The organism is Antricoccus suffuscus, from assembly GCF_003003235.1.
Lineage (GTDB): Bacteria > Actinomycetota > Actinomycetes > Mycobacteriales > Antricoccaceae > Antricoccus > Antricoccus suffuscus.
Genome location: NZ_PVUE01000008.1, coordinates 1 through 22,968, shown reverse-complemented (window position 1 = coordinate 22,968; position 22,968 = coordinate 1). Strand labels below are relative to the sequence as shown.

The 22,968-nt window shown below is 65.6% G+C and carries 17 protein-coding genes and 1 pseudogene; 9 read left to right on the top strand and 9 right to left on the bottom strand.

The annotated features are described in order from the left end of the window. Positions 1-42 precede the first annotated feature (42 nt). Positions 43-987: an ABC transporter ATP-binding protein gene (locus tag CLV47_RS10805; RefSeq protein WP_106349061.1), complete on the top strand. Its 945-nt coding sequence runs from the start codon at positions 43-45 to the stop codon at positions 985-987. Then, positions 984-2,576, top strand: a complete 1,593-nt coding sequence (locus CLV47_RS10800) for an ABC transporter permease (RefSeq protein ID WP_106349060.1) — start codon at positions 984-986, stop codon at positions 2,574-2,576. Before CLV47_RS10805 ends, CLV47_RS10800 begins: the two co-directional genes overlap by 4 nt. A gap of 128 nt (positions 2,577-2,704) precedes the next feature. Here CLV47_RS10800 and CLV47_RS10795 read toward each other — a convergent pair whose 3' ends face one another. From CLV47_RS10795 to CLV47_RS10770, 6 genes are all read right to left on the bottom strand, one after another. Further along, the gene (locus CLV47_RS10795; RefSeq protein ID WP_106349059.1) at positions 2,705-3,610 is read right to left on the bottom strand and encodes a PaaX family transcriptional regulator C-terminal domain-containing protein; all 906 of its coding nucleotides are present in this window, start codon (positions 3,608-3,610) and stop codon (positions 2,705-2,707) included. A 3-nt stretch (positions 3,611-3,613) separates the two neighbouring features. Further along, positions 3,614-4,720, bottom strand: a complete 1,107-nt coding sequence (locus tag CLV47_RS10790; RefSeq protein ID WP_106349058.1) for a saccharopine dehydrogenase family protein — start codon at positions 4,718-4,720, stop codon at positions 3,614-3,616. 35 nt (positions 4,721-4,755) lie between these two features. Further along, positions 4,756-5,931 carry an aminotransferase class I/II-fold pyridoxal phosphate-dependent enzyme gene (locus tag CLV47_RS10785; protein WP_106349057.1) on the bottom strand — a complete coding sequence of 392 codons (1,176 nt, stop codon included), beginning with the start codon at positions 5,929-5,931 and terminating at the stop codon, positions 4,756-4,758. A gap of 43 nt (positions 5,932-5,974) precedes the next feature. Further along, a complete protein-coding gene (locus CLV47_RS10780; RefSeq protein ID WP_106349056.1) occupies positions 5,975-6,538 on the bottom strand; it encodes a TetR/AcrR family transcriptional regulator in 564 nt (187 codons plus the stop codon). Beyond that, entirely contained in the window at positions 6,535-8,118 is a 1,584-nt protein-coding gene (locus CLV47_RS10775; protein ID WP_106349055.1) for an MFS transporter, read from the bottom strand. The genes CLV47_RS10780 and CLV47_RS10775 overlap by 4 nt, the downstream gene beginning before the upstream one ends. 415 nt (positions 8,119-8,533) lie before the next feature. Beyond that, the gene (locus CLV47_RS10770; protein WP_170111036.1) at positions 8,534-10,327 is read right to left on the bottom strand and encodes a MinD/ParA family ATP-binding protein; all 1,794 of its coding nucleotides are present in this window, start codon (positions 10,325-10,327) and stop codon (positions 8,534-8,536) included. A 361-nt stretch (positions 10,328-10,688) separates the two neighbouring features. On the opposite strand from CLV47_RS10770, the gene CLV47_RS10765 reads away from it, so the two are divergent. Genes CLV47_RS10765 through CLV47_RS10750 form a run of 4 tightly spaced genes read left to right on the top strand, consistent with a single transcriptional unit; the run spans position 10,689 to position 17,043 of the window. Next, positions 10,689-12,392, top strand: a complete 1,704-nt coding sequence (locus CLV47_RS10765; RefSeq protein WP_170111035.1) for an Hsp70 family protein — start codon at positions 10,689-10,691, stop codon at positions 12,390-12,392. 60 nt (positions 12,393-12,452) lie between these two features. Then, a complete protein-coding gene (locus CLV47_RS10760) occupies positions 12,453-13,985 on the top strand; it encodes a dynamin family protein (RefSeq protein WP_106349052.1) in 1,533 nt (510 codons plus the stop codon). Beyond that, complete coding sequence (gene grpE, locus CLV47_RS22230; protein WP_202862512.1) at positions 13,982-14,485, top strand: nucleotide exchange factor GrpE; 504 nt, start codon at positions 13,982-13,984, stop codon at positions 14,483-14,485. Before CLV47_RS10760 ends, grpE begins: the two co-directional genes overlap by 4 nt. Continuing rightward, a complete protein-coding gene (locus CLV47_RS10750) occupies positions 14,482-17,043 on the top strand; it encodes a dynamin family protein (RefSeq protein WP_106349051.1) in 2,562 nt (853 codons plus the stop codon). Before grpE ends, CLV47_RS10750 begins: the two co-directional genes overlap by 4 nt. Before the next feature lie 12 nt (positions 17,044-17,055). Here CLV47_RS10750 and CLV47_RS10745 read toward each other — a convergent pair whose 3' ends face one another. Then, entirely contained in the window at positions 17,056-18,987 is a 1,932-nt protein-coding gene (locus CLV47_RS10745; protein ID WP_106349050.1) for an acyl-CoA dehydrogenase family protein, read from the bottom strand. Between the two features lie 147 nt (positions 18,988-19,134). On the opposite strand from CLV47_RS10745, the gene CLV47_RS10740 reads away from it, so the two are divergent. After that, on the top strand, positions 19,135-19,842 hold the full coding sequence (locus tag CLV47_RS10740) for an SDR family NAD(P)-dependent oxidoreductase (RefSeq protein ID WP_106349049.1): 708 nt from the start codon (positions 19,135-19,137) through the stop codon (positions 19,840-19,842). Then, the gene (locus tag CLV47_RS10735) at positions 19,839-20,894 is read left to right on the top strand and encodes an S-adenosylmethionine:tRNA ribosyltransferase-isomerase (RefSeq protein WP_106349048.1); all 1,056 of its coding nucleotides are present in this window, start codon (positions 19,839-19,841) and stop codon (positions 20,892-20,894) included. Before CLV47_RS10740 ends, CLV47_RS10735 begins: the two co-directional genes overlap by 4 nt. An 18-nt stretch (positions 20,895-20,912) precedes the next feature. On the opposite strand, the gene CLV47_RS22040 is transcribed toward CLV47_RS10735, so the two are convergent. Beyond that, positions 20,913-21,266, bottom strand: coding sequence for a YrdB family protein (locus CLV47_RS22040; RefSeq protein ID WP_170111034.1), 354 nt, complete (start codon positions 21,264-21,266; stop codon positions 20,913-20,915). 268 nt (positions 21,267-21,534) lie between these two features. On the opposite strand from CLV47_RS22040, the gene CLV47_RS10725 reads away from it, so the two are divergent. Further along, positions 21,535-22,626: an NAD(P)-dependent alcohol dehydrogenase gene (locus tag CLV47_RS10725; RefSeq protein ID WP_106349047.1), complete on the top strand. Its 1,092-nt coding sequence runs from the start codon at positions 21,535-21,537 to the stop codon at positions 22,624-22,626. Positions 22,627-22,671: 45 nt separating this feature from the next. On the opposite strand, the pseudogene CLV47_RS22780 reads toward CLV47_RS10725, so the two are convergent. Continuing rightward, positions 22,672-22,869 (bottom strand): annotated as a pseudogene (locus CLV47_RS22780) (HNH endonuclease signature motif containing protein); the annotation flags it as partial. Positions 22,870-22,968: the final 99 nt, after the last annotated feature.

The following is a 22,968-nucleotide window of genomic DNA, read 5'->3' as shown; positions in this document are numbered from 1 at the left end:
TTAATCTTCACAAATTTCTGAAATAAGCGTAGCGTCGTCTGCATGACGAACTCATCCAGCGCGGCCATCTCGGTCACGAGTCTCACCAAGACGTTCGGCACCACGCGCGCGCTCGACAGTCTTGACCTGCAGGTCGAGGCCGGCGAGGTTCACGGATTCCTCGGCCCGAACGGCGCAGGAAAGTCCACCACCATCCGAGTGCTGCTGGGCCTGTTGCGAGCCGATTCGGGCTCCGGCGCGGTCCGCCTTCTTGGCGGCGACCCCTGGCACGATGTCGCTTCCCTACACCGCCGACTGGCCTATGTGCCCGGCGATGTCAGTCTCTGGCCTAATCTCTCGGGCGGCGAGGTCATCGATCTGCTCGGCCGGCTACGCGGCGGGCTCGACGAGACCCGCCGGGCGGACCTGCTCGAACGGTTCGACCTCGACCCGCGCAAGAAGAGCCGCACCTACTCCAAAGGCAACCGACAGAAGGTGGCGCTGGTCGCCGCGCTCTGCTCCGATGTCGAGCTGCTGATCCTCGATGAACCGACCTCCGGGCTCGATCCGCTGATGGAGAGCGTCTTCAGCGACTGCATCCAGGAGGAACGCGGCCGCGGCCGCACGGTGCTGCTGTCCAGCCACATCCTCTCCGAGGTCGAGCGGCTATGCGACCGAGTGACGATTATCAAGGACGGCCGGCGGGTCGAGTCGGGCACGCTCGCCGAGATGCGGCATCTGACCCGTACGTCGATCGACGTCGTACTGGCCGAAGCACCGCACGGACTGGACATGCTCGAAGGCGTGCACGATCTGCGCGTCGACGGCACCCGTGCACGCTTCGATGTCGACACCAAAAGTCTCGGCGACCTGCTCAAACACCTGGGCGGGTACGGCGTACAAACCCTCAACAGCCAGCCGCCGACCCTGGAAGAGCTGTTCATGCGGCACTACCGCACCGGCGCGAACAGTACGACGGACGACGGCGCCACGGCGGGCACCCGATGAGTGGTTACGAAGGCACCGGCACACTCGTGCGGCTCGCGTTGCGGCGCGACCGGATCATGATGCCGGTGTGGCTGCTGATCTTCGTGGCAACGGCAGCCGGCTCGGCAGGGGCCACCGTGAGTCTGTACCCCACCGAGCAGGCCCGAGCCGCCGCCGCACAGACCAGCAACGCCAGCCCCGCATTGATCGCGCTCTATGGCCGCATCTACGACCCGACGAACCCGGGCGGGATCGCGATGCTCAAGATGACCAGCCTCGGAGCACTGTTTGTCGGCGTACTGATGGTCATCACGGTCGTACGGCACTCGCGAGCCGAAGAAGAAAGCGGCCGGCTCGAGCTACTCAGCGCAGGCGTCGTCGGCCGCCGCGCACCACTGACCGCGGCACTCATCGTCGCCGGTGGATCGAGCGTCGCGCTCGGCGTGCTGACGGCACTCGGGCTCATCGGCGCCGGTCTACCCGCAGTGGGATCGATCGCGTTCGGGCTCGCGTGGGCCTGCACCGGAATCGCCTTCGCGGCCGTCGCGGCCATCACCGCACAGTTGACCGAGAGCACCCGCGCCGCGACCGGGACTGCGATCACTGTGCTCGGTGCGGCGTACGTCGTACGGGCCGTATCCGACGCTGGAAACGGACTGCACTGGCTCGCGTGGCTGTCACCGATGGGCTGGGTCGCCCAGATCCGGCCCTTCGGAGGCAACCGCTGGTGGGTCGCGCTCATCATCGTCGCCTTCGCCGTGCTTGCCGTCGGTGCGGCGTACGCCGTGCGGGCCGGCCGGGACCTCGGCGCCGGCGTACTGCGGCCCCGTCTCGGTCACGCCCGCGCCGGGGTCACGCTGCGCAGCCCACTCGCGCTAGCGTGGCGGCTACAGCGCGGGTCCCTCTATGGCTGGCTGGCCGGCTTCGTCATCCTGGGGTTCATCATGGGCGGCGTCGCCTCCGGTGTCGGCGGGCTCATCGACACGCCGGCCGCCAAGGACCTGATTACTAAGCTCGGCGGTGTCTCCGACCTGACCAACGCGTTCCTAGCCACCGAAATAGGCATGCTCGGAGTCGTCGCAGCGGCGTACGGTATCCAGGCCGCTTCCCGGCTGCGGGCCGAGGAGACGGCACTGCGCGCCGAGCCATTGCTGGCCGGCGCAGTCACGCGCCCCCGGCTACTCGTCAGCCACATCGTCATCGCGCTCGTCGGGACGACCGTGCTGATGGTCGGGTTCGGCCTGGCCAGCGGGCTGTCGTACGGCGCGAGCACCGGCCGCATCGGTCACGCCGTCGGCCAGATGCTCGGGGCCGGGATCGCGCAGCTACCGGCGATCTGGGTGCTCACCGCGATCGTCGTCGCGCTATTCGGCCTCGCGCCGCGGTTCGTCGTCGGCGGCTGGGTCGCGCTGGTCGTGTTTCTGATCCTCGGCCAGTTCGGGGATGTGCTCGGCCTGAACAAGGCGGTCATGAACGTGTCGCCATTCGCGCACACGCCCCGGTTGCCTGGCGGCGAGTTCTCGGCGGCGCCGGTGCTCTGGTTGTGCGTGGTCGCCATCGCGCTAGGCATCGCGGGATTCGTCGGGTTCCGCCGTCGCGACGTCGGCTAAACGTTAGCTCGGGCGCCCGAATGCCGTGTAGCGTCCGGCAAGGTGGTCGGTAAGGCGACCACTTTGCCGGACGCAAACATGACTGGAGGGAAACCGGCGCCAACCAGACCGAGCCCGCCTGCCCGCAGTCACTCAGCGTGACGCATCGAGTGTTCGTTGCGGATGAATTGGACCGCACGCGCGTCGACCAACGCGATGTCGCCGGTACCGGTCTGCTCAATGACTGAGTCGATGTATCGGATGATCGACGGAGACCACGTCTCACGAAACGCGCGCCGAGCCATGTCGACCTCGTGGATTGGCCACGACGACGGCAACAGATCGCTCGGTAGCCGCGGATCGCGCAGGTAGAGGCCCAAGATCGTCCGCTGATGCTGGAAGAAATTGCGCAGCGTCGCCGCGTCCGGTCGGATCGACCGGTTGCCGCGGCTGAGCCGCTGTAACATCTTTGCCTGTCGCGCGTACTCGCGCTCCAACAGTTTCAGGCACCACGCGCGCTCGGCGCTTTCGCGTGCGTCGGCGAGCGTGAGCCCGATCCAGGATCGCATGGCGTAAGCCCCGTTCGGCATCCCTTCGAGCGCCGGAGCCAGCGCATCAAACCGGTCACGCGGCGAGATCATCAGTCCCGGGCGCAGCGGCGCATAGCCTAGCCGCGTCATCTCCAGCCGGAGCATGTCGCGGAAGTAACGGTCGCGTTCCGGTACGCCGTAGATGATCCCGTGAAAGCCGCCGTCCCAGCGACCCTCATCGGGGCGCTCCCGGGCCCGATCGAACGCTGCCTTCATCGGGCCGGATAGCCGGTACTGCGAACGACGCCCGAACCGGGTCGACGTGAGACTGCCGCTGGCACGCAGCCGGGCCAGCGTCGTACGGGCGGCGGCTTCGGTGACACCGAGGTCACCGAGTAACCGAATGAGCGGCGTACCAGGGAACCCCTCCAGTCGACTGCATCCGAACAGGAAGGGAATCAGCGACGCCGGCGCGCTCATCCCGACCCCGTTGAACCCGCCCGTTGTTCCGTTGCTGTCGCTCATCGGCTAGTTGCAGGTCAGTCCGGACTCGGCGACGTACTCCTCGAGTTTTGCCCGCCCGAACGCCTCTACCGGGCCGATCGCGCCTGGCACCGAAACGTCACCCGCGGCGATCTTGTCGGCGACCAGAGCGATGAAGTCGGCGGTGAAGTCGTAGCCGTTAACGCCTTCGCAGCGAACTGTCGACACCACATCGCCGTCGGCGTTGACGCCCTCGGCGAGGATGACCGCGCTGCTGAGCGCGCGGGTTTCGGCGTCCGGTCCGCCGGTCGAACCCGGTGTCTTGGCGTCGGTGTCGGCGATCAGCTTCGCGCGCGCCTCCGGGTCCGCGAGGACCGGGGCGAGGGCGGCCACCTGTGCCTGCACCTTGTCCGGGTCGTTCCAGCCGAGATAGACATCGACATCGGTCAACTGCGGATATACCCGCGGCAGCGAGAACGCTTCTGTAGAGCCGATGCTGAATGCTCTCGCGCGCCGCCCCTCCTCTAGCTCGCCGAAGTCGTGCTTGCGGGTCGCCGTACTCTCGGTAACGATCTGACCGCCGAGGAAGCTGTACGACGGGTAGAACATCGCCCCGGCACTCGAGGCCATCGTCCCACCGGACATCGTCGGCTTATCCGTGCGCTTCCCGACGTTGAAGTAGCCGACCCTAACGCCGATCACCGCCTCACCGCCTCGCTCGACGGCAAGCGCACCGGCAAGATTGCCCGGCGCCCAGTCGTAGCCGAGGGCCGTCATCAGCGTCACTCCAGCAGCATCGGCCTGCGGCCCGTAGGTTTCGAAGACCTGCCTAATGAAGTGACCTTCGCCCGTTGAGTCGAGGTAATGGGCGCCCTTCGCGACGGCGGCCTCCACCGCGACCGAGCCCCAGCGCGCAAACGGCCCGACAGTGCTGATGAGTACGTCGCCAGCGTCCACGAGCGCCGCGACGCTCGCCGGGTCGTCGACATTGGCTACCTGGGTCGGTAGGTCGCCGCCGAGCCGGCCGGCAAGATCTGCGAGCGCTTCGGCGTTCCGGGCGGCAAGGACCGGTGAGACCCCACGCTTCACGAGGGACTCCGCCACGAGCTGACCGGTGTATCCGGTCGCACCAAACAACACGATCTTCGTCAACTGCCGCCTACTTCCGTTTCGATAGGCGGGGGCGGCTACCCGAGTTTGGGCAGTGCCTTCTTGAGCCCCCGCATTCCTTGCTTGATCCGCTCCTCATTTTCGATCAATGCGAATCTCACATTGCCTTCTCCGCCGGGCCCGAAACCCACGCCTGGAGATACTGCAACATGCGCTTCCTTGATTAACATGGAAGCGAACTCGACCGAATCCATATGACGGTATGGCTCCGGGATTGGTGCCCAAAGAAACATCGTGCCCTTTGGCGGTTCGACGTTCCAACCGATGTTGTTGAGGCCGCTGACCAGAGTGTCGCGCCGCGACTGGTAGATCGGCTGAACTTCCTTGGGGTGGTCCTGGTCCTCGTTGAGGGTGACCGTGGCCGCGATCTGGATCGGCTGGAACGTGCCGTAGTCCAGGTAGGACTTGAGCTTCCCCAACGCACCGATGACCTCACTGTTGCCTGCCATGAAGGCCATCCGCCAGCCGGCCATCGAAAACGACTTAGTCATCGAGTAAAGCTCGACGGCACACTCCTTCGCGCCGTCGGCCTGCAGGATCGACGGCGGCTCCCAGTCGTCGAACCCGAGCTCGGCGTACGCGTTGTCGTGTACGACGATCACTTCTTTCTCACGCGCGAAGTCGACGACCCGCTGGAAGAATTCCAGGTCTACGCAGGCAGTGGTCGGGTTGTGCGGGAACGACAGCACTATGACCCGCGGCTTTGGCCAGGAGTATTCGTAGGCTTCCACGATGTTGTCGAACAGGTTTTCCTGAGTGCCCATCCGGATCTCGCGAACCGCGGCACCGGCGAACAGCGGTCCCCAGATGTGAATCGGGTACGACGGGGCCGGCACGAGCGCGGCATCTCCCGCTTGCAGCAGCACCCACATGAGGTGCGAGAAGCCCTCTTTGGCGCCGATCGTCGAGATGACCTCCGTCTCGGGGTCGAGGTCGACGTTGAACCGCCGCTTGTAGAGATCCGCGAAGGCCAGCCGCAGCTTGGGCAGACCCCGCGACGAGGAATAACGATGATTGCGCGTGTTACGCGCCGCCTCGGTCAGTTTGTCGACCGCGATCTTCGGCGAGGGCAGGTCGGGATTGCCAAAGCCCAGGTCGATGACGTCGATCCCGGCTCGGCGCGCCTCTATCTTCAACGAGTCGATAATCGTGAATACGTACGGCGGCATACCTGAGATACGACGAAATTCCATTTTGCGATTCTATCTGTGTGAGTGGCCGGGGAACGCGGCAGTCTTAGGACGGGGCATCGGCGCCGAGGTGCTGGTCGATGAGTCGTTGCACGAGAGCGCCGTACTCGCTGATGATTCGTTCCGCCCCGAGCCGGTCCGGAGCGGCAAGCTGCAGCGTCGCCATACCGCTGCCGAGACCGTAGAGCGCGCACACGATGAGCTCGGCGGTGGCCTTCGACCCGGCTCCGCAGCCGAGCATCCGGCGTACGCCGTGCACTTGCTCCTGGATGAAGGCGTGCGCTTTGTCGGCGGCATCCGGCTTGGTGGTGCCGATAAAGACCGCACGCACTAGCGGCTCGGGGGCACCGGTGACTCGACGTTCGACGATGCGGCGTACCAAAGTCTCGCCGATCTGGTCGACCGGGGTGTCGGCCGGGAACTCGTCGCGAGCAAACGTCATGGCCTCGGCGAAGAGCTGCTCCTTGGACCCGACACACTTCATGACCATCGCCGGAGACAGGTTGACCGCGCATGCGACCTCGCGGATCGTGACGGAGTCGAAGGTCCGCTGCGCGAACAGCTCACGCGCCGCGTCGATGATCTGAGCACGCGTAGTGGATGCACTCATCGGCTCAGCGCCTCCTTCTCCTGCTTCTCCTTCGCGCGTTGCGTCGCACGGATCGTCACCAAATGCGTGGTGTCGACAGCCCCGCCGTGCTGGGCGCGTTCTTTGCGGATGTCGTTGGTGTCGTATTCCGCGCCCGGGTCGAACGATTCCTCGAGATCAGCGCGATGCTTGGGCAGGAACGCGCCAACCGAGGCGCCGATCAGCGCGCTGATCGCGGAGATCCAGAAGATGAACTTGAACGCGCCAACCGCAGGCATCGCGATTCCACCGGCGGTCATCGTCATGCTCGCGAGGACAGCCGCTACGGCGGCGCTCGCGCTCGACGTACCGACGCTGCGCAAGAGCGCATTAAGTCCGTTGGCCGAGGCAGTCTCGGTCATCGGCACCGCGCGCATGATCAGCGTGGGCATGGCGGCGTACGCAAGAGCGAGACCGGCGGAGACGAGGATCGTGCCGAGGATCAGCGTGAACAGCGTGCCGATCATGAACACCAGGCCGATATAGCCAAGACCCATGATGACTGCACCGCTCACCAGCGTCGTCTTTGCACCGAACCTGTTGGTGATCGTGGCCGAAACCGGCGCCAAGAACACCATGAGCGTGCCGCCTGGGAGCATCGCCAAGCCCGCCTGCATCGGCGTAAATCCATATCCGTAACCGGTCGAGGTCGGCATGGTCAGCAGCTGGGTGACGGCGAGCATCTGACCGAACATCGCAAAGCCGATCAGCACGGTCGCGATGTTGGTGATCAACACCGGCCGGCGGGCCGACGTACGCAGGTCGATCAGCGGCTCACGAATCTTGAGCTCGTACGGCACCCACAGGACGAGCAGCACGACGAAAGCGGCGAACAGCCCCAACACGCTCGAGCTCCCCCAGCCCCAGCTGCCGCCCTTGGAGACCGCCAGCAGGAAACAGGTCAACGCGATCGAAATGATTAGGGCGCCGAGTACGTCGAACCGCCCGGGCGTCTTGATGAGCGATTCGGTGACGAGCTTGAGGATGGCGACCAGCAGTACAACGCCGGCGGCCGCACTGAGCCAGAAGAGCGCGTGGTAGCTCGACTGCGCGTAGAGGAACCCGCCAAGTGGAAGGCCGATCGCGCCACCGATACCTAGCGTGGCGCTCATGAGCGCGACCGCCGCGGGCACCTTCGCCTTCGGCAGTTCGTCGCGCATGATGCTGATCCCGACCGGAATCAGCGCCGTACTAAATCCCTGGAGCGCCCGCGCGATGATGACTAGCGGCAGGCTCGTGCCGACCGCTCCGAGAAGTGACCCGACGATGATCAATATCAGGCAGATGACCATCATCCGGCGCTTGCCGAACATGTCGGCCAACCGCGAGACCGTCGGCATCGCGACCGCGCTGGTCAATAGCGTGGCAGTGATGAGCCACGAGGCCGTGGAGGGTGTCGTGTGGAAGAGCTTCGGCAAGTCGCCGATGATCGGGATGATCAAGGTCTGCTGGAGCGATACGAACGTCCCGCACACACTGAGTACGGCGATAACTGCCCAGGTTGGTACGCGACGCGTCGATTCGGACGATCGGGTCGGAGCCGACGATCGGGTTGAAGCCACTGAAGTTCTTTTCCACTCGTATGTAGTCGCGTCACGTACGACTAGGTAGTCGCGTTACGTAGGCGCGCGCTGGCGCATGATGCCGGATGACTGCGCGGGCGACGTTGCAGACACGCAGATGGTGAACAACAGTTCACCGGATTTAGTGAACCATTGTTCACCGCCGGCCACAACCCGCATGGGGCGGGTGAGTCGCGGCTCACGGCTTGCCGCTTACGGCTTACGGCGCGCCGTTCCCGCCCGGCTTCCCAAACCGCCTCGCTGCCCGGTCCCGAAAACCGGTGCGCGCGGGACCTCCGGGCGGCTTACAAGCGTGACGGATCGCCGGACATTCGTGACGGATCGCCGGACATTCGCGACGGATCGCCGGACATTCGCGACGGATCGCCGGACATTCGCGCCGGATCGCGGGTGGTTAGGAGCGGAAACCGTCGGCGACAGTGGCCGCGAGCTCGAGGTATGCCTTAGACGTTGGCGGCTTGATCTTGCCGAGGTCAATCGGGCCGCCGATGACGAGATGCGGGTCGAAGGGGATCTCAACCACTGCGCGGCATCGGGCGCTGAAATGATTACGCAAGATCGACATGTCGACATCTGGGGTGCGCTCACGCACCGATGAGATGACGGCGACGGAGTTGCCGACCAGGTCCTCATACCCGTGCGCGATAAGCCAGTCGAGGGTCTTCGACGCCCGTGACGAGCCGTCGACGCTGGGAGCGCCGACCACGACCAGTGCGTCGGCGGCCTCCAGCGTGCCCTGCATCGCAGAGTGCAGCATGCCGGTGCCCGAATCAGTGAGAATCACGTTGTAGTAGCGCGAGAGCAGACCCGTCACCTGGCGGTACTGCTCGGCGTCGAACGCCTCGGACACCTCGGGATCCTGATCCGAGGCAAGCACCTGCAGTCGCTGCGCGAGCGACATATAGCGCGAGATCTCGGTAAATGTGTCGACCTGTTCGATGTTGTCGAGCAGGTCACGCACCGAGACATCGGTGACGCCGGTGAGCCGCTCGGCGAGTGTGCCGGCGTCCGGATTGGCGTCCAGCGCGACGACGCGGTCACCGCGGTAGTGCGCCAGCGTGAGACCGAGGCACGAGGTTGTCGTGGTCTTGCCGATTCCGCCCTTGAGACTGACGACGGCGATCCTCCGGCAGCCGCGAATCGGCGTACGGATGCGGCTGATCAGGTCCTCGCGTTCGGTTTCTTCTTTCGACCGCCCCGGGTTGATGCTCCCACCGGACACCTTGAAAATTGCACGGCGCCAGCCACCATGCGGCACCTCCGCATCCGGCTTGACCAGGCTGTCCGGGGTCAAGTCACTCGCGGTCGGCGCCGGTCGCGAGGGTGCATGCTGCGGCATCTGCGTCTGGTTGTGCAGCGGCATCGGCTGGCTGCGCGACGCGGCATTCTGGTCGTACGGCGCCTGGGGATATGGCTGCTGAGGGTATTGCTGTCCCATCGGACCTTGGGGCTGCGGCGGATATGCGGTTTCCTGCGGTGCCGGCGACTGCTGCTGCGGCGGTGCAGGCTGTTGCTGCGGCGCCGTTGGCTGGTACGCCGCCTGGCCGTCGAACGACTGATTCGGCTGCGGAGCGTAGCGCTGGCCCTCGTACGGGCGTGCCTCATGCTGCTGGAGAGTCTCGTGTTGCTGGGGAGTCTCGTGCTGCTGGGGCGCAGCGTGCGGTTGTGGATTCGTTTGCAGTTGTGGATTCGTTTGTTGTTGCGGCGACTGGTACTGCTGAGGTTGCGGGTGGTCGTGCGGTTCGCTGGGCGCCGGCGGGAGCGGTAACGCCGTGGCCGTCGTCGGCGGATCGAAGCCTGGCCGCGGAGCCGTAGCGGAGTCGACAGTCGGCGCCGGATCGCGCATCGGCGGCGCGGAGTCAACGGCCAGCCCCGGATCGCGCATCGGCGGCGCGGAGTTGAATGGGTCGTCAGCCGGCAAATTCTCCGGGCCCGGCGCCGGAATCTGGGCGCCTTGGGATGCGGAGTTGTTCAAGCCTGCAAAACCGCGCGCATCCTGGTCGCTGTCCGCGGGGGCTCGACTCGTTTCCAAGGGACCGGCACCATCTAGCCACGGATCAGGCGGGTACGCCGCGGAACTGTCCGGCGTACGGTCCGACGGCGCCGAAGGTTCGCGCTGCGGACGAAGCTCGGTAAACCAGTCTTCATCGGTCGAGCCACTCGAGGTTGGGCGTTCTTCGTTAACCACGAAAAGTATGTCCTTGGGTTGTCTGGGGACGCGTGTTGTGGACGCCGTCGCCCACATTAGTGGACCGCTACCTGCGACGACCGGAGCGGGCGGCGTTCCGCGCGAAGGTTACCGGAGGGCACCTGGTCCCGACCACCAAATCGCGTCGATTATCGCTAGTTCTCGCAGACAGGATGCAGCGTTCGCCGCGATCGTGGCAGTATGAGGTGCTGATTCGTGCTCTCAGGCGGCTGGTTTCGCACGCACAGTGAGCTAGAGGTCCACAGGCAGCACCGGTCCGCGGGCAACAATGCACACCGGCCGTACCGGCCCAACAAGTCAAAGTACGTCGAGTTCAAGTACGTCGAGTAAGGGGTCCCGAATGCGGGTTTTGGCGGTCGACTTCGGCACGTCCAACACCGTTGCCGCAGTTTCGGTCGACGGGGCGCCGCCGCGCGTCCTGGCGATCGACGGAAAACCGCTACTCCCCTCCTCTATCTACCTCGCCGACGATGGGTCGATCGCGGTAGGAAGCGACGCTGAGCGTCAGGCGCGTCTTGACCCGAGCCGCTTCGAGCCCAACCCCAAGCGGCGCATCGACGATGGCGAGATGCTGCTCGGCACCGACGTCATCCCGGTCCAGCGCGCCATCGCGGCCGTCTTCTCGCGCGTGCTGCAGGAGTTCCGTCGGCAGTTCGGCAACGCCAATCCCGACGTCGTACGCCTCACACATCCGGCCCGCTGGCGCCAGACTCGCAAAGACGTCCTGATCGCGGCGTGCAAAGAGGCCGGCCTCAGCGACAACCCGATCCTCGTGCCCGAGCCGGTCGGTGCGGCTACTCATTTCGCCACCCAGGGCGGGCACCAGATGCCCCCAGGTGCAGCACTTGCCGTCTACGACCTTGGCGGCGGCACGTTCGACGTAGCCATCGTGCAGAAACGGGATGCCGGGTTCGAGGTCATCGCCGAGGCAGGCATCCCCGACCTCGGCGGGCTCGACTTCGATCACGCGATCCTCGAATACATTGGGCGTGTCGAGGGCGAGAGTCACGCTGAGGACTGGGCGCGGCTCAATCGCCCGACCGATACCGAAAGCCGACGCAAGCAGCGTGCGTTAGCGGTCGACGTACGCGAAGGCAAAGAAGCCCTGTCTCGCCACCCGCATACCGACATCGCGTTGTCGTCCCCTTTTAAGGACGTGCATCTGACACGTAGCGAGTTCGAGGAGATGATCCGCAGCAATCTCACGCGCTCGGTCGAACTGTTGGCGACGACGATCAGCGAGGCGAACTTCACCTCGAAAGACCTGATGGGCGTGTATCTCGTCGGTGGCTCGTCGCGGGTGCCACTCGTCGCACGGTTGATCCAGGAAGGCATGGGCATCACCCCGTCCACGCTCGATCAGCCCGAGTCGACCGTGGTGACCGGCGCGCTCTACCTCAATGTCGGCCCGCGCCCGGGGACCGCACCCCAGGCGCGTCCCATGCCAGGCATGCCACCCGGTCAGCGACCCAATACCGGGGGCGCACCGGCTCAGCAGCAACCGGCTAGCGGCGGCGTACCGGCCCAGGCACGCGGACCGATGGGTGGTGCGACCCAGCGAGTCAACCCCGCCGACCTGCCCGCCGTACGCACCGTCCGGCCACAACAACGCCCGGCGCCCGGCAATGTACGCAGGCTGCCCGGGCCCAACGCGTATGGCGCCACCCGTCCACCGACAGGGGCGACATCCTCGCCTGGCCCCACGCAGCGGCCCCCCGTCGAGCGACCCAGGACGGCCGCCGGTCCGCAGCGCCCTCCAACGGGCAACTCGCCAATGAGCAATCCGTCGATGCGACCGGGTTCGGGATCGACACAGGCACATCGACCACCGACCGGGCCGATCAGCACGCCAATTTCGGCGCCGCGGAACCTCGTAGGCACCGGATCGGGTCCTATGGGCGGGCAACGTCAACAGGACATGACACGGCCGGCCGGTTCCGCGCCCAACCAGCAACTGCAGACAACCAACTGGAAGCCCATGATCTGGGCGATCATCTTCGCGGCAGTCGCGATCCTGATCGCCATCCTGATCGCCAATATCTAGGACCTTGCATGTGTCCGGCCGTCGCTTACGGCGTATATCGATCTTCTTAAGGAGGGAGCCATGACCGGCCCGGCCCTTGCGCCGCGACGTATGTCGCCACTGGTTTCGGCTACCTGCCAAAGACTGATCGCCACGACACCGCCGGACGTCGCGGGACAGATTCGGGAGATTCTGGGTCGCTTGCAAGGTCCGCTGCAACTGGCCGTCGCGGGTCGGATCAAATCCGGTAAATCGACCGTCGTCAATGGCTTGATCGGTCGCCGGGTCTCCCCGACCGATATTCGCGAGTGCACCCGGATGGTGACCCGTTTTCAGTACGGCACCGTCGACCGGGTCGAGGTGCGCAAGCTCGACGGCACGACGCTGACCCTGCCGTACGACGACGACGGCGTGATCCCGGCAGATCTGGGCTGTGAGCCGCACGAGGTCGCGGTCGTCGACGCGTATCTGACGTACGAGATGCTGCGGCACGTGACCATCATCGATACACCGGGTCTGGCCTCACTCGATGCACAGAGCGTCGGGCGCACGCAAGGGATGCTCGGGGAGACGGGCGGGGTATCGGCCCTCGACGGCGTAGACGAACAGTCACAGATCGCGGTCTCGTCTGCGGAGGCCGTGCTCTACGTCCTCACCCAGTCCGTCCGCGCGGACGACGCCGAGGCGCTCAATGCCTTCCGTCGCGCTTCCAGCGGGCAGACCAGCAGCCCGATCAACGCGCTCGCGATCTTGAACAAGGCCGACCAGGTCACCGCCGACGAACCGATGAAGGCAGCGATCGAACTGGCCCGCGAGCACAGTCACACGCTCCGGCACGCTGTGTCACAGGTGCTGCCGTTAGTAGGGCTCGTTGCCGAGTCGACCGGCACCGGCTATTTTTCCGAGGCCGACGCACAGACACTGCGGGCGGTCGCGACACTCGACGACGTCACCCGCCAGATGATGTTTATGTCTACTGACCTCTTCACGCGTCCGGAGATCGGCGTCGACCCGGATGCGCGCGAGCGACTGCTAGTCAAGCTCGACTTATATGGCATCCGCGTCGCGGTCGACGCGATCATCGCCGATGGACAGATCAGCACCGGCGAGCTGCGCACGATTCTCGAGTCCGCGAGCGGTTATCCCAAGCTGCGGGCGATCATCGACGGCGTGTTTAGCGTGCGCGCGGACGACATCAAGTCGGCGGTCGCGCTCAGCGCGCTCGATTCGCTGGCGGCGAAATGCGCGCCGGGCCCGCGAGACTTGATCTACGACGCCCTCGAGGAGCTTTACCAGCATCCCGAGGCTCAGCAGCTGCGACTGCTCGAGGCGGCCACCCTCGTCACGAGTGGCAAAGTGGACTTGCCCGACGACATGTTCGACGAGGTCCGCAACTTGGTGACCGGAACAAATCCCGGAGAAATGCTTGGCACCCCCGGCGCGTCGTCAGACGAGCTCATAACGGCCGCACTGGAGGGAGCCGGACGCTGGCGCTCCTTCGCGACCTTCGGGTCCAACCCCACCCAGGCACGGATCGCGCATATCATTCACCGCTCCTACTTCTTGATCTGGCAGCAACTACGTGCACCCAATACCGGAGGCGCCATCTCATGACCGATCGCATGCCTGAGCCCGAGCGGACCGCGTCCGACGTCGGCGCAGAGGCCGACGCCGCCCTCGATCACGCCTTGCGCGAGGCGCCTGTCGACGAGTCAGTCGAGTACGACGATCAGCCCGCAACCGACGAGGGCGAGGACGACTATGTCCTCTACTCCGAGGTCTTGCCGCACCTTGAAGAGCTCGCGGTCTTGCGCAAAGAACGCACCAAGCTCATCGACGTACTCCTCTACGCCCGCGACCGAGTCAGCTCACCGGCGGTGGCGAGCCGGATGGATGACAGCCTCGGTCAGATCGGCATCCAGGTGATCCATCCCGAGCCCGGTGATCGGTTCGATGCGAAGCAGCACGAGGCGTCGGCGACCGTTCCTACGACCGACAAAGCGCGGCACGGGACAATCGCCGAGATCGAGCTTGCCGGTTACATCGACGGCGACCGTGTCGTACGCGCACCGATTGTCACCGTCTACAGCACCGAGGCTCAGGAATCGCAATGAGCCAGCCGCAGTCCGGTGGCCAGTCTGGCGGAGCGCCAAAGAAGATCACCCTGTCGCAGCTGTCCCGGCAGACCGCGGACAAGGGTCTGGCCATCATCGAGAAACACGACACCGACCTGGCGCAACGACTGGCGCGGATGCGCGCGACTCGTCCGGACAAGCCGACGGTTGTCGTTGTCGGGGAGGCGAAGCGCGGCAAGTCGAGCCTCACTAACGCCCTGCTCAACGTGCCGGGACTGTCGCCGGTCGACGCGCGCGTGGCCACCAGCACCTACATCATGTTTCGGCGCGGCCCGCACACTGCCGCCCGCGCGCTGCTGCCGGGAAACGACGTACCGGTCGACGTACCGCTCGATCGGATGCGCGACTGGGCGACCGACCTCGGCAACCGCGGGCAGTACTCCCCGCCTCGACTGATCGAGGTCGAATGCGACTCGCCACTCCTCGGCAAATTGAATATTGTCGATACCCCGGGCGTGGGTGGGCTGGACGCGGCGCACGCGGAGATCGCGCTGCGCGCGATCGGCCGAGCCACCGCGCTACTGTTTGTCTGCGACGCATCGGCGCCGTTCACCAAACCCGAACTCGACTTTCTCCTGCGCGCCTCGGAGACCGTTGACCTGGTGATCTTTGCGGTCACCAAGACCGATGCCTACCGCGGCTGGCGGCAAGTAGTCGAAGACAACCGGGCACTACTACGCGAGCATGCGCCGCGCTTTGCCGACGCGCCAATGATGCCCGTGTCCGCCAAGCTTTTCGAACAGGCCGGTCTAATGGGCGCCAGCGAACTCGGCGTCGCGCTCCGCAAAGAATCCAAGATCATCGATCTTCAGATTGCGTTACAGCAGCAAGTCGCGATCAAGGCCTCGGCCCTGCACGAAGCCAACCTGCTGCGCACGATGCACACCCAGCTCGACGTACTCGCGATCAACCTCGAGGACAGCCGCCGCGCCTGCCAGCCAGATCTCGCCTACGCCAAGCAGCTCAAGGACAACCGGGATCGGCTCTTGGCCGCCCGCAAGGCCGACTCACGGACGTGGCAGTTGCGACTGCGCGCCCAACTATCGCGCGCGCGGCTCGACACCATGGCCGATATTTCCAGCGAACAACGCAAATTTCAGCAGTACTGGCGCAAGGTCGTCGAAGACTCGGACAAGAGCAAGCTAAGCCAGATCGCGCCCGCGCTAGACATCGCGCTCAAGAACGCCTCGATGCAGATTTACGACCGGCAACAGTCCCGCATGCAGAACGTGTCTCGCTCGGTGCTGCAGTCGATGTTTGCCCGGCACGAGCTCGCCGAGGTGTACGCCGCGCTGCAGCGGCCGCGCGCCATCACCACCACCTCCGGTCCTAACAAGAAGGGCATGACCGCCGACGAAAAGGTCATGACCGGGTTCAGCCTTATGTCGGCGCTTTCCCTCGGCAAGCTGGTGACCCTGCCGCTCGAAGGGGCCGTCGCCGGCGCGTTCGGCGTCGCGGCCGGTACCGCCGGCCTACTCATGCTGCCGGTCATCGCCGCAGTCGGAGTCGGTGCCGCCTCCTGGATGGTGTGGGCGCGCCGTACCGCGGCCGACCGCAACAACCTCAAGGTGTGGCTGAACGAAACCCTCGGCGAAACCCGAGGCAAGCTGGAAGCCGAGGCGTCGGCATATTTCATCGAGGCCGAACAGGAGCTCACCCTTGCCCTCGACCGCGCGCTCCTGCGCCGCATCGAGACCCTCGACGGCCACATCAAACAGATCGACAACTCGTTGAAGGTCGACCGCGGCGAGCGCGAACGTCGGGCGGCCGAGATCACCAAGCAGATTCACGCCGTCAAGGACGTCTGCCGCACGATCGACATCCTGCTCCCCCGGCTGCGCAACGCCGTAGTCGCCAAGAAGAAGACGCCCCAGGCCGTCCCAGCGTCCGCGCCACCCGGCGCCGCACCGTCCGCGCCGTCTGCCGTGTCGGCCCCGTCCGCGCCGCCTGCCGAGTCGGCCCCGCCCGCGCCGTCTGCCGTGTCGGCCCCGCCCGCGCCCGCCGCCACACCGCGGGATTCGAGTGCCGCACCACCTATTGCCGCCGGACCGCCGACTGCCGCCGCGCCCCTGAACCCGAGCAGCGCACCCCCCGCCGCCGCACCGAATGCTGTCGCTGAGGCGACCCATCCAGCGGCGACACCCGACTGGTTGACCTCACCGTCGCCGCCATCAGCCCACGTAGCCCCGCAGCCGGTTTCCACCCAGTTCGGTCAGCCGCCGGCACCGACCGATGCCGGGCCGCGCGATGCCGGGCCTACCGAGCCGGCGCCACACCCCGCTGCCGCTCCAGCGCCACGCGTCACGTCGGCACCTCCGCCCACGACCCCGGCACCTGCTACGAGCATTTCCGCCGATTCGAGCCCGTCCGAGCGCACACAGCCGACCGAATCCGCGAGCGGTGAACGACCCGTGCCGCCCGGCGGACCATCCCAACCCGAACGTGCGAAACCGGCGCCGGAACGGGTATCGGCCATCGCCGCGATCGCCGCGTCGCGGCTGGCTAAACGCCGCGCAGCCGAAAACGGCGACGACTAACGAGAGTCCTCGTTACGAGATTGAGTCCGGTTTGGCGATCGGCGCCTCGACCCATTCCTCCGGAATTCCAAAGCCGTCAATCAACGTCGCCACGTGCGGCCGCAATTCACGGCACAGATCATCGACAGCCGAGGCGACGGCCTTCGCCCGAGTGTCGGTGAGGCGATTGTGTTCGAGGAACCAGCCGCGGTCGGCCTCGATCAGCGACAGGGCGTAAAGATCACAGACCGTGCCCAGCAGTTGCGCCGTACCCGCGTGCTCGCACTTTTCGATCACATCGACAAACGATTCGAGAACCGTACGATCGACGTGCGCGCGCCCCGCGTGCAGCAGATGCGACTGAGCCAGGTTAAACACCTCAGCCGGCTCGGTACCGTCCCCAATCCCCTTCTTGATCCGCGCCGCTAGCGTGTCGACGAGATGCTTCTCGCGCTCTTCGAGCATCATGACCTGCCAGGCCCGGTCACGCAGTACGGCGTCCGTGTCGGAGAACACCGACTTGAAACTCTCGATAATGCTGCGCGCCGCCGTACGTTCGATGACCGCGCCGACGAACTGGTCGGCGACGAACCGGACCGTGTCGATCGCGTTGAGATCCTCGAATTCCTCGCTGTAGTTGGTCAGCAGTCCTTTGCCGACCAGTTGAAGCAGCACGGTGTTGTCGCCCTCGAATGTCGCGAAGACGTCCGTGTCGGCGCGTAACTGCGGAAGCACGTTTTCGGCCATAAAACCGGCGCCGCCGCAGGCCTCGCGGCTGGCTTGAATCGTCGCGAGCGCATGCCAGGTAGCGGTCGACTTCAGCCCCGCGGCACGCGACTCGAGCTCACGTTGGGCGCGGCCGTCCGGCGTACCCTCCCCGGACCACAGGTCGTGGATCCGCCCGCACAGCTCGTCCTGCGCGAAGTTCAAGGCGTACGATGTCGCCAACAACGGAAGCAGCCGGCGCTGATATGCCTGGTAGTCGAGGAGTATGACCTCCTCGCCACCGCCGGCCCGTTCGAACTGGCGGCGCGCGAGGCCGCGGCGACCGGCGATCAGTAGCGCCATCTTAGTGGCGCTCTGCGCGGCTCCGGACACGCTGATCCGGCCGCGGACCAGCGTGCCGAGCATCGTGAAGAATCGCCGGTTGGCATTGTCGATCGGACTGGTGTAGCTGCCGTCGGAGTCGACGTGTCCGTAGCGGTCGAGGAGCGCCGTACGTGGCACCCGCACGTGATCGAAGCTGATCCGGCCGTTGTCGACACCGTTCAGACCTTCCTTGCGCCCACAGTCCTGCAACGTGACGCCCCGCATCGGCTCGCCGGACTCGTCGCGGATCGGCACTAGCAGCGCGTGTACGCCGTGTTCGCCGGCCGGCGTGTGTAGTTGTGCGAAGACAACGGCGAGCCGGCCGTCGCGCGCGGCGTTGCCGATGTATTCCTTGCGCGCCGACGGCACCGGCGTGTGGATCTCGAATTCGTCGGTCTCGGCGACGTACGACGCGGTCGTCTGAATCTTCTGTACGTCGGATCCGTGCCCCGACTCGGTCATTGCGAAGCAGCCGAGCAGATCGAGGTTCATGACCGACGGGAGGTACTGCTCGTGGTGAGCGGCCGTGCCGAGGCTCTGGATCGCCCCACCGAACAAGCCCCACTGCACACCGGACTTCACCATCAGCGACAGGTCGCGGAATCCGAGCATCTCGATCGCGATCATCCCGCCGCCGGTGTCGTCCGCGCCGCCCTGCGCCGCCGGGAATCCGACCTGGGGCAGTCCCGATGCGCTGACTTGCGCGAGCCGCTCGAGCACCGCGGCGCGATGCGTTTCGGTGTCCATCTCGTACGCCGGAGGCGCATACGCGTTGAGCTCGATCTTGCGGGACCTTTCGCGTACGTCGTACCAGCGGCCGTCCAGCGTACGGCGAAGGATTTCTTTGTCTGCGGGCTCGGCTGCATCGTCAGTCATGCGTCCCAGGTTGCCACATCCTCCCGGTCCCGTGGTCGCAAATACCACCTGCGAACTTGAACTCCTCCATGGAAAAACCTTGACTTCAAGTTCACTTTAGGGGACACGCTGGTAGCCGATCGCAACACGATACCCAAGGAGGCACAAATGCCCACCGCACTTATTACCGGCGGTTCAGCAGGACTCGGTAAAGCTCTGACCGCCGACCTCGCACACGATGGCTGGAACGTCGTCATCGACGGTCGCGACGCCAACCGGCTGCATCGCGTCGCGCACCAGATTGGCCCCCGAGTACGCGCGATCCCCGGCGACGTGACCGATCCGCTGCATCGTGCGGATCTGGCTACCGCAGTCGGCGACATAGACCTACTTGTCAACAATGCAAGCACGATCGGTTCGACTCCCATGCCCGCGGTAGCAGATATCGACGGGACCGTCTTCGACGGAATTTGGCTGACCAACGTCGCCGCACCGCTCGCACTGACCCAGTTACTATTGCCCGCACTCCGTCGATCGGGCGGCGCACTGGTCAACGTCACGTCGGATGCCGCCGTCGAACACTATGAAAGGTGGGGCGGGTACGGCGCATCCAAGGCCGCGCTCGACCACCTCACCTTGACTCTAGCCGTCGAGAACCCGCAGCTATCCATATATGCGGTCGATCCAGGCGACATGCGCACCAAGATGCACCAGGACGCGTTCCCGGGCGAAGACATCGGCGACCGCCCGCTGCCCGAATCAGTCGTACCGGCGATTCGCGCACTTCTGGCCCGGCGTCCCGCCTCGGGTCGCTATCGGGCCGCCGAGTTCGCTGCGGACGCGTCGTCAGTCGTTTCTCCGGAGGCCGTCCGATGATCGCGCCCAACATCCACTTCCCGAGCCCGGATTCGACCACGGCACCGCGACCTCCCGAGGCCCGTGGTCTCGCCCGCGACGGCGTTCGGCTGATGGTCGCGACCGGCGAGAGTACTGCGCACGCGAGGTTTCGCGACCTGCCGTCGTACGTCGAAACAGGGGACCTGCTGGTCGTCAACAACTCAGGGACGCTGGCCGCGGAGCTCGATGCCCACTGGCGCGGCGCGCCGATCGTCGTACATGTCGCGACCCGGCTGGACAACGGACATTGGGTAATAGAGCTGCGCAGCGCTCCAGACGCAGCCGAGCCCGTGCTCGATGCGGAGGCCGGCGACACTGTCGACCTACCGGCCGGCGCCCGACTCGACCTGCTCGCGCCGTACCCGCGCGAGAACTCCTCCCCGACCGGCCACGGCAACCGGCTCTGGCAGGTCGCACTGATCGGAGAGGCATCACTGACCAACTTGATGGCCCTGTTCGGCCGGCCGATCGCGTACGGCTATCTCGACAAGCGCTACCCGTTGCCTGCGTACCAGACCGTATTTGGTATTCGCCCCGGCAGCGCCGAGATGGCCAGCGCCGCGCGACCCTTCACGACTGAGCTGGTAACGAGGCTTATCTCATCCGGCGTCGGGATTGTTCCGATCACGCTGCATACCGGCGTCTCGTCACAGGACGCGGGCGAATTCCCGCAGGCCGAACCATTTGACGTGCCGCGATCGACGGCGCAGGCGATCAACCGCACCCGTGCCAACGGCCGACGAGTCATTGCGGTCGGCACTACCGCGACGCGGGCCGTCGAGTCCGCTGTCACGGCGGACAACGTCGTCGTAGCCCGGTCCGACTGGACCGAGCGGATCGTCACGCCGGCCGATCCGCCGCGGATCGTCGACGGTCTCATCACCGGCTGGCACAACCCCGAGGCTTCACATTTGCTCCTCGTCGAAGCAGTCGCCGGGCGTGAACTGACCCAACGCGCATACGACGCCGCGATCGCGCATGAATACCTGTGGCACGAGTTCGGCGACTCGGCTTTGTTGCTGCCACGGTGATCTCGGTTCGATCGCGCCTCAGGACGTGTTGTGCGCGGATATCGCCGGAAGCTCGGCGACGACATGCAGTGCGATCACGGCGACCGCGAATACCACTGCCGACTTGTGGGCGCCAACGACCCACAGTCCAATGACGGCGGCGCCGAACACGAGCACCTTGACTGCCACCGCTAGCCACGCGACGTCGTACGTCGCATGCGGCGCGGCGAACAGCGCCCACAATGCGATGGCGACCGCAACGAACACCACGGCGACGATCGCCTTCCAAGGTTGCCGCTGGCCGATGTGCCAACCGAACACCCCGACGGCGACAACCGCGCACAACTCGGCAACAAACACGAGGGTAAAAACTGTCCACGCGAGCGTTTTCACGATCGCAACGCTACGCGGCGGCCGCGAAATCAAGCGCGCGCCCCACACAGGCGGCGGGCCCTCCAACGGATTGAGGCATCGGCTCAGAGCAGCTTGACCCGGCCGGTGACTTTCGTTCGCTAAGCAGCCTTCCGTGAGGAGTACGGCACGGATCCGCGCGATGAGGCTATTCGCGGCAGTCGACTTGCAGACATCGCGATGCGACAAGGCTACGGTTTGTCCAAGCAGCCCATCAAGGGCTGGGCGAGCTGACAACAAGGGAGATGTTGTGGAAACGACTGCCGCTGTTTTGAGGTCCCCGGATGGCGCATACACCTTGGAAACGGTGACTCTGCGCGACATCGGACCGGATGAGGTATTGGTGCGGATCGTCGGGGCAGGCATGTGCCACACCGACGTGCTGCCGCGCGTGCCGGACTTCATGGCCGCGCCGCCAATCATCAACGGACACGAGGGCGCCGGAATCGTCGAAGCCGTCGGCGCGGACGTTAACTCGGTCAAGGTCGACGACCACGTCGTGCTGTCCTTCGACTCGTGTGGAGCCTGCGAAAACTGCAATGCCGGCGTACCGGCGTACTGCGACACGTTCATGGTCCGCAACCTGTCCGGGCAGGCGGTCGATGGCACTTCGACCGCGACCGGCGCGGACGGCAAGGACATCAAGTCTCGCTGGTTCGGCCAGTCGTCGTTCGCCCATCACGCGATCGCCCGCGAACGCAACAGCGTGGTGGTCGACAAGTCGCTACCACTGGAGTTGATGGGTCCGCTCGGCTGCGGGATCCAGACCGGCGCGGGGTCGATCCTCGTGGCACTCGACGTCCAGCCTGGCACGTCGGTAGCGGTGTACGGCGCGGGCGCGGTCGGCTTAGCAGCCGTCATGGGCGCGAAGGTCGCGGGCGCGAGCACGATCATCGCGGTCGACCTTCAAGACTCACGGCTCGAGTTGGCGCGTGAACTCGGCGCGACCCACGTGCTGCGCGGCGACGCGCCCGATCTCGCAGAGCAGATCACCCAGATCTCTGGCGGCGGCGCGCACTACGCCTTCGACAGCACCGGCGTACCGGCCGTTATTTCGACGGCGATCGCGACGACCCGGATGGCGGGCAAGTGCGGGCTGGTCGGCGTACAGCAAGGCGACGTCGCGCTCGATGCGACGTCCATCGGCAAGACGATCCTCAACATCCTCGAGGGCAGCGCCGATCCGCAGAAGTTCATCCCGCAAATGGTGCATCTGTGGCAGGACGGGAAGTTTCCATTCGACAAGCTGATCGAGAAGTTTCCGATGTCGCAGATCAACGAGGCCGAGAAGTCGTCACTCAGTGGCGGCGCCATCAAACCGGTGCTGATTCCCGAGGCCTGAGATCTTGACCGGCGCCGAGTGAAAATCTACTAGTGAGATTGGTGGTCATTCGCGTCTGTTGTTCAGGGTGATGCGGTGATGCAGGACCGGGACGCGGTCGGGGTCGATCCACGCGGGCGGGCGCCAGTGCGGCAGGCCACCGATCATGACTGATTCCCAGCCGCGGTCTTCGTATTCGCGGTGGTGGTAGCCGCACGCGAGGGCCAGATTATCGATGTCGGTCGGGCCGCCGTCTCGCCACGCGGTGACGTGGTTAGGTCGGCCTGGGGCGCGGTTCCTGAATTACTCCGGGCCCGTTTCCCCAGGCCGCCTTCCGAACCCGGCGTGCGACTTTCACCGCAC

Excerpts from the sequence above, each read along its gene's own strand:
- grpE (WP_202862512.1), top strand. The coding sequence starts at position 13,982 with ATGACCGATCGCATGCCTGAGCCCGAGCGGACCGCGTCCGACGTCGGC.
- CLV47_RS10765 (WP_170111035.1), top strand. The coding sequence starts at position 10,689 with ATGCGGGTTTTGGCGGTCGACTTCGGCACGTCCAACACCGTTGCCGCA.
- CLV47_RS10780 (WP_106349056.1), bottom strand. The coding sequence starts at position 6,538 with ATGAGTGCATCCACTACGCGTGCTCAGATCATCGACGCGGCGCGTGAG.
- CLV47_RS10795 (WP_106349059.1), bottom strand. The coding sequence starts at position 3,610 with ATGAGCGACAGCAACGGAACAACGGGCGGGTTCAACGGGGTCGGGATG.
- CLV47_RS10800 (WP_106349060.1), top strand. The coding sequence starts at position 984 with ATGAGTGGTTACGAAGGCACCGGCACACTCGTGCGGCTCGCGTTGCGG.
- CLV47_RS10740 (WP_106349049.1), top strand. The coding sequence starts at position 19,135 with ATGCCCACCGCACTTATTACCGGCGGTTCAGCAGGACTCGGTAAAGCT.
- CLV47_RS10760 (WP_106349052.1), top strand. The coding sequence starts at position 12,453 with ATGACCGGCCCGGCCCTTGCGCCGCGACGTATGTCGCCACTGGTTTCG.
- CLV47_RS10745 (WP_106349050.1), bottom strand. The coding sequence starts at position 18,987 with ATGACTGACGATGCAGCCGAGCCCGCAGACAAAGAAATCCTTCGCCGT.
- CLV47_RS10785 (WP_106349057.1), bottom strand. The coding sequence starts at position 5,931 with ATGGAATTTCGTCGTATCTCAGGTATGCCGCCGTACGTATTCACGATT.
- CLV47_RS10750 (WP_106349051.1), top strand. The coding sequence starts at position 14,482 with ATGAGCCAGCCGCAGTCCGGTGGCCAGTCTGGCGGAGCGCCAAAGAAG.
- CLV47_RS10805 (WP_106349061.1), top strand. The coding sequence starts at position 43 with ATGACGAACTCATCCAGCGCGGCCATCTCGGTCACGAGTCTCACCAAG.
- CLV47_RS10735 (WP_106349048.1), top strand. The coding sequence starts at position 19,839 with ATGATCGCGCCCAACATCCACTTCCCGAGCCCGGATTCGACCACGGCA.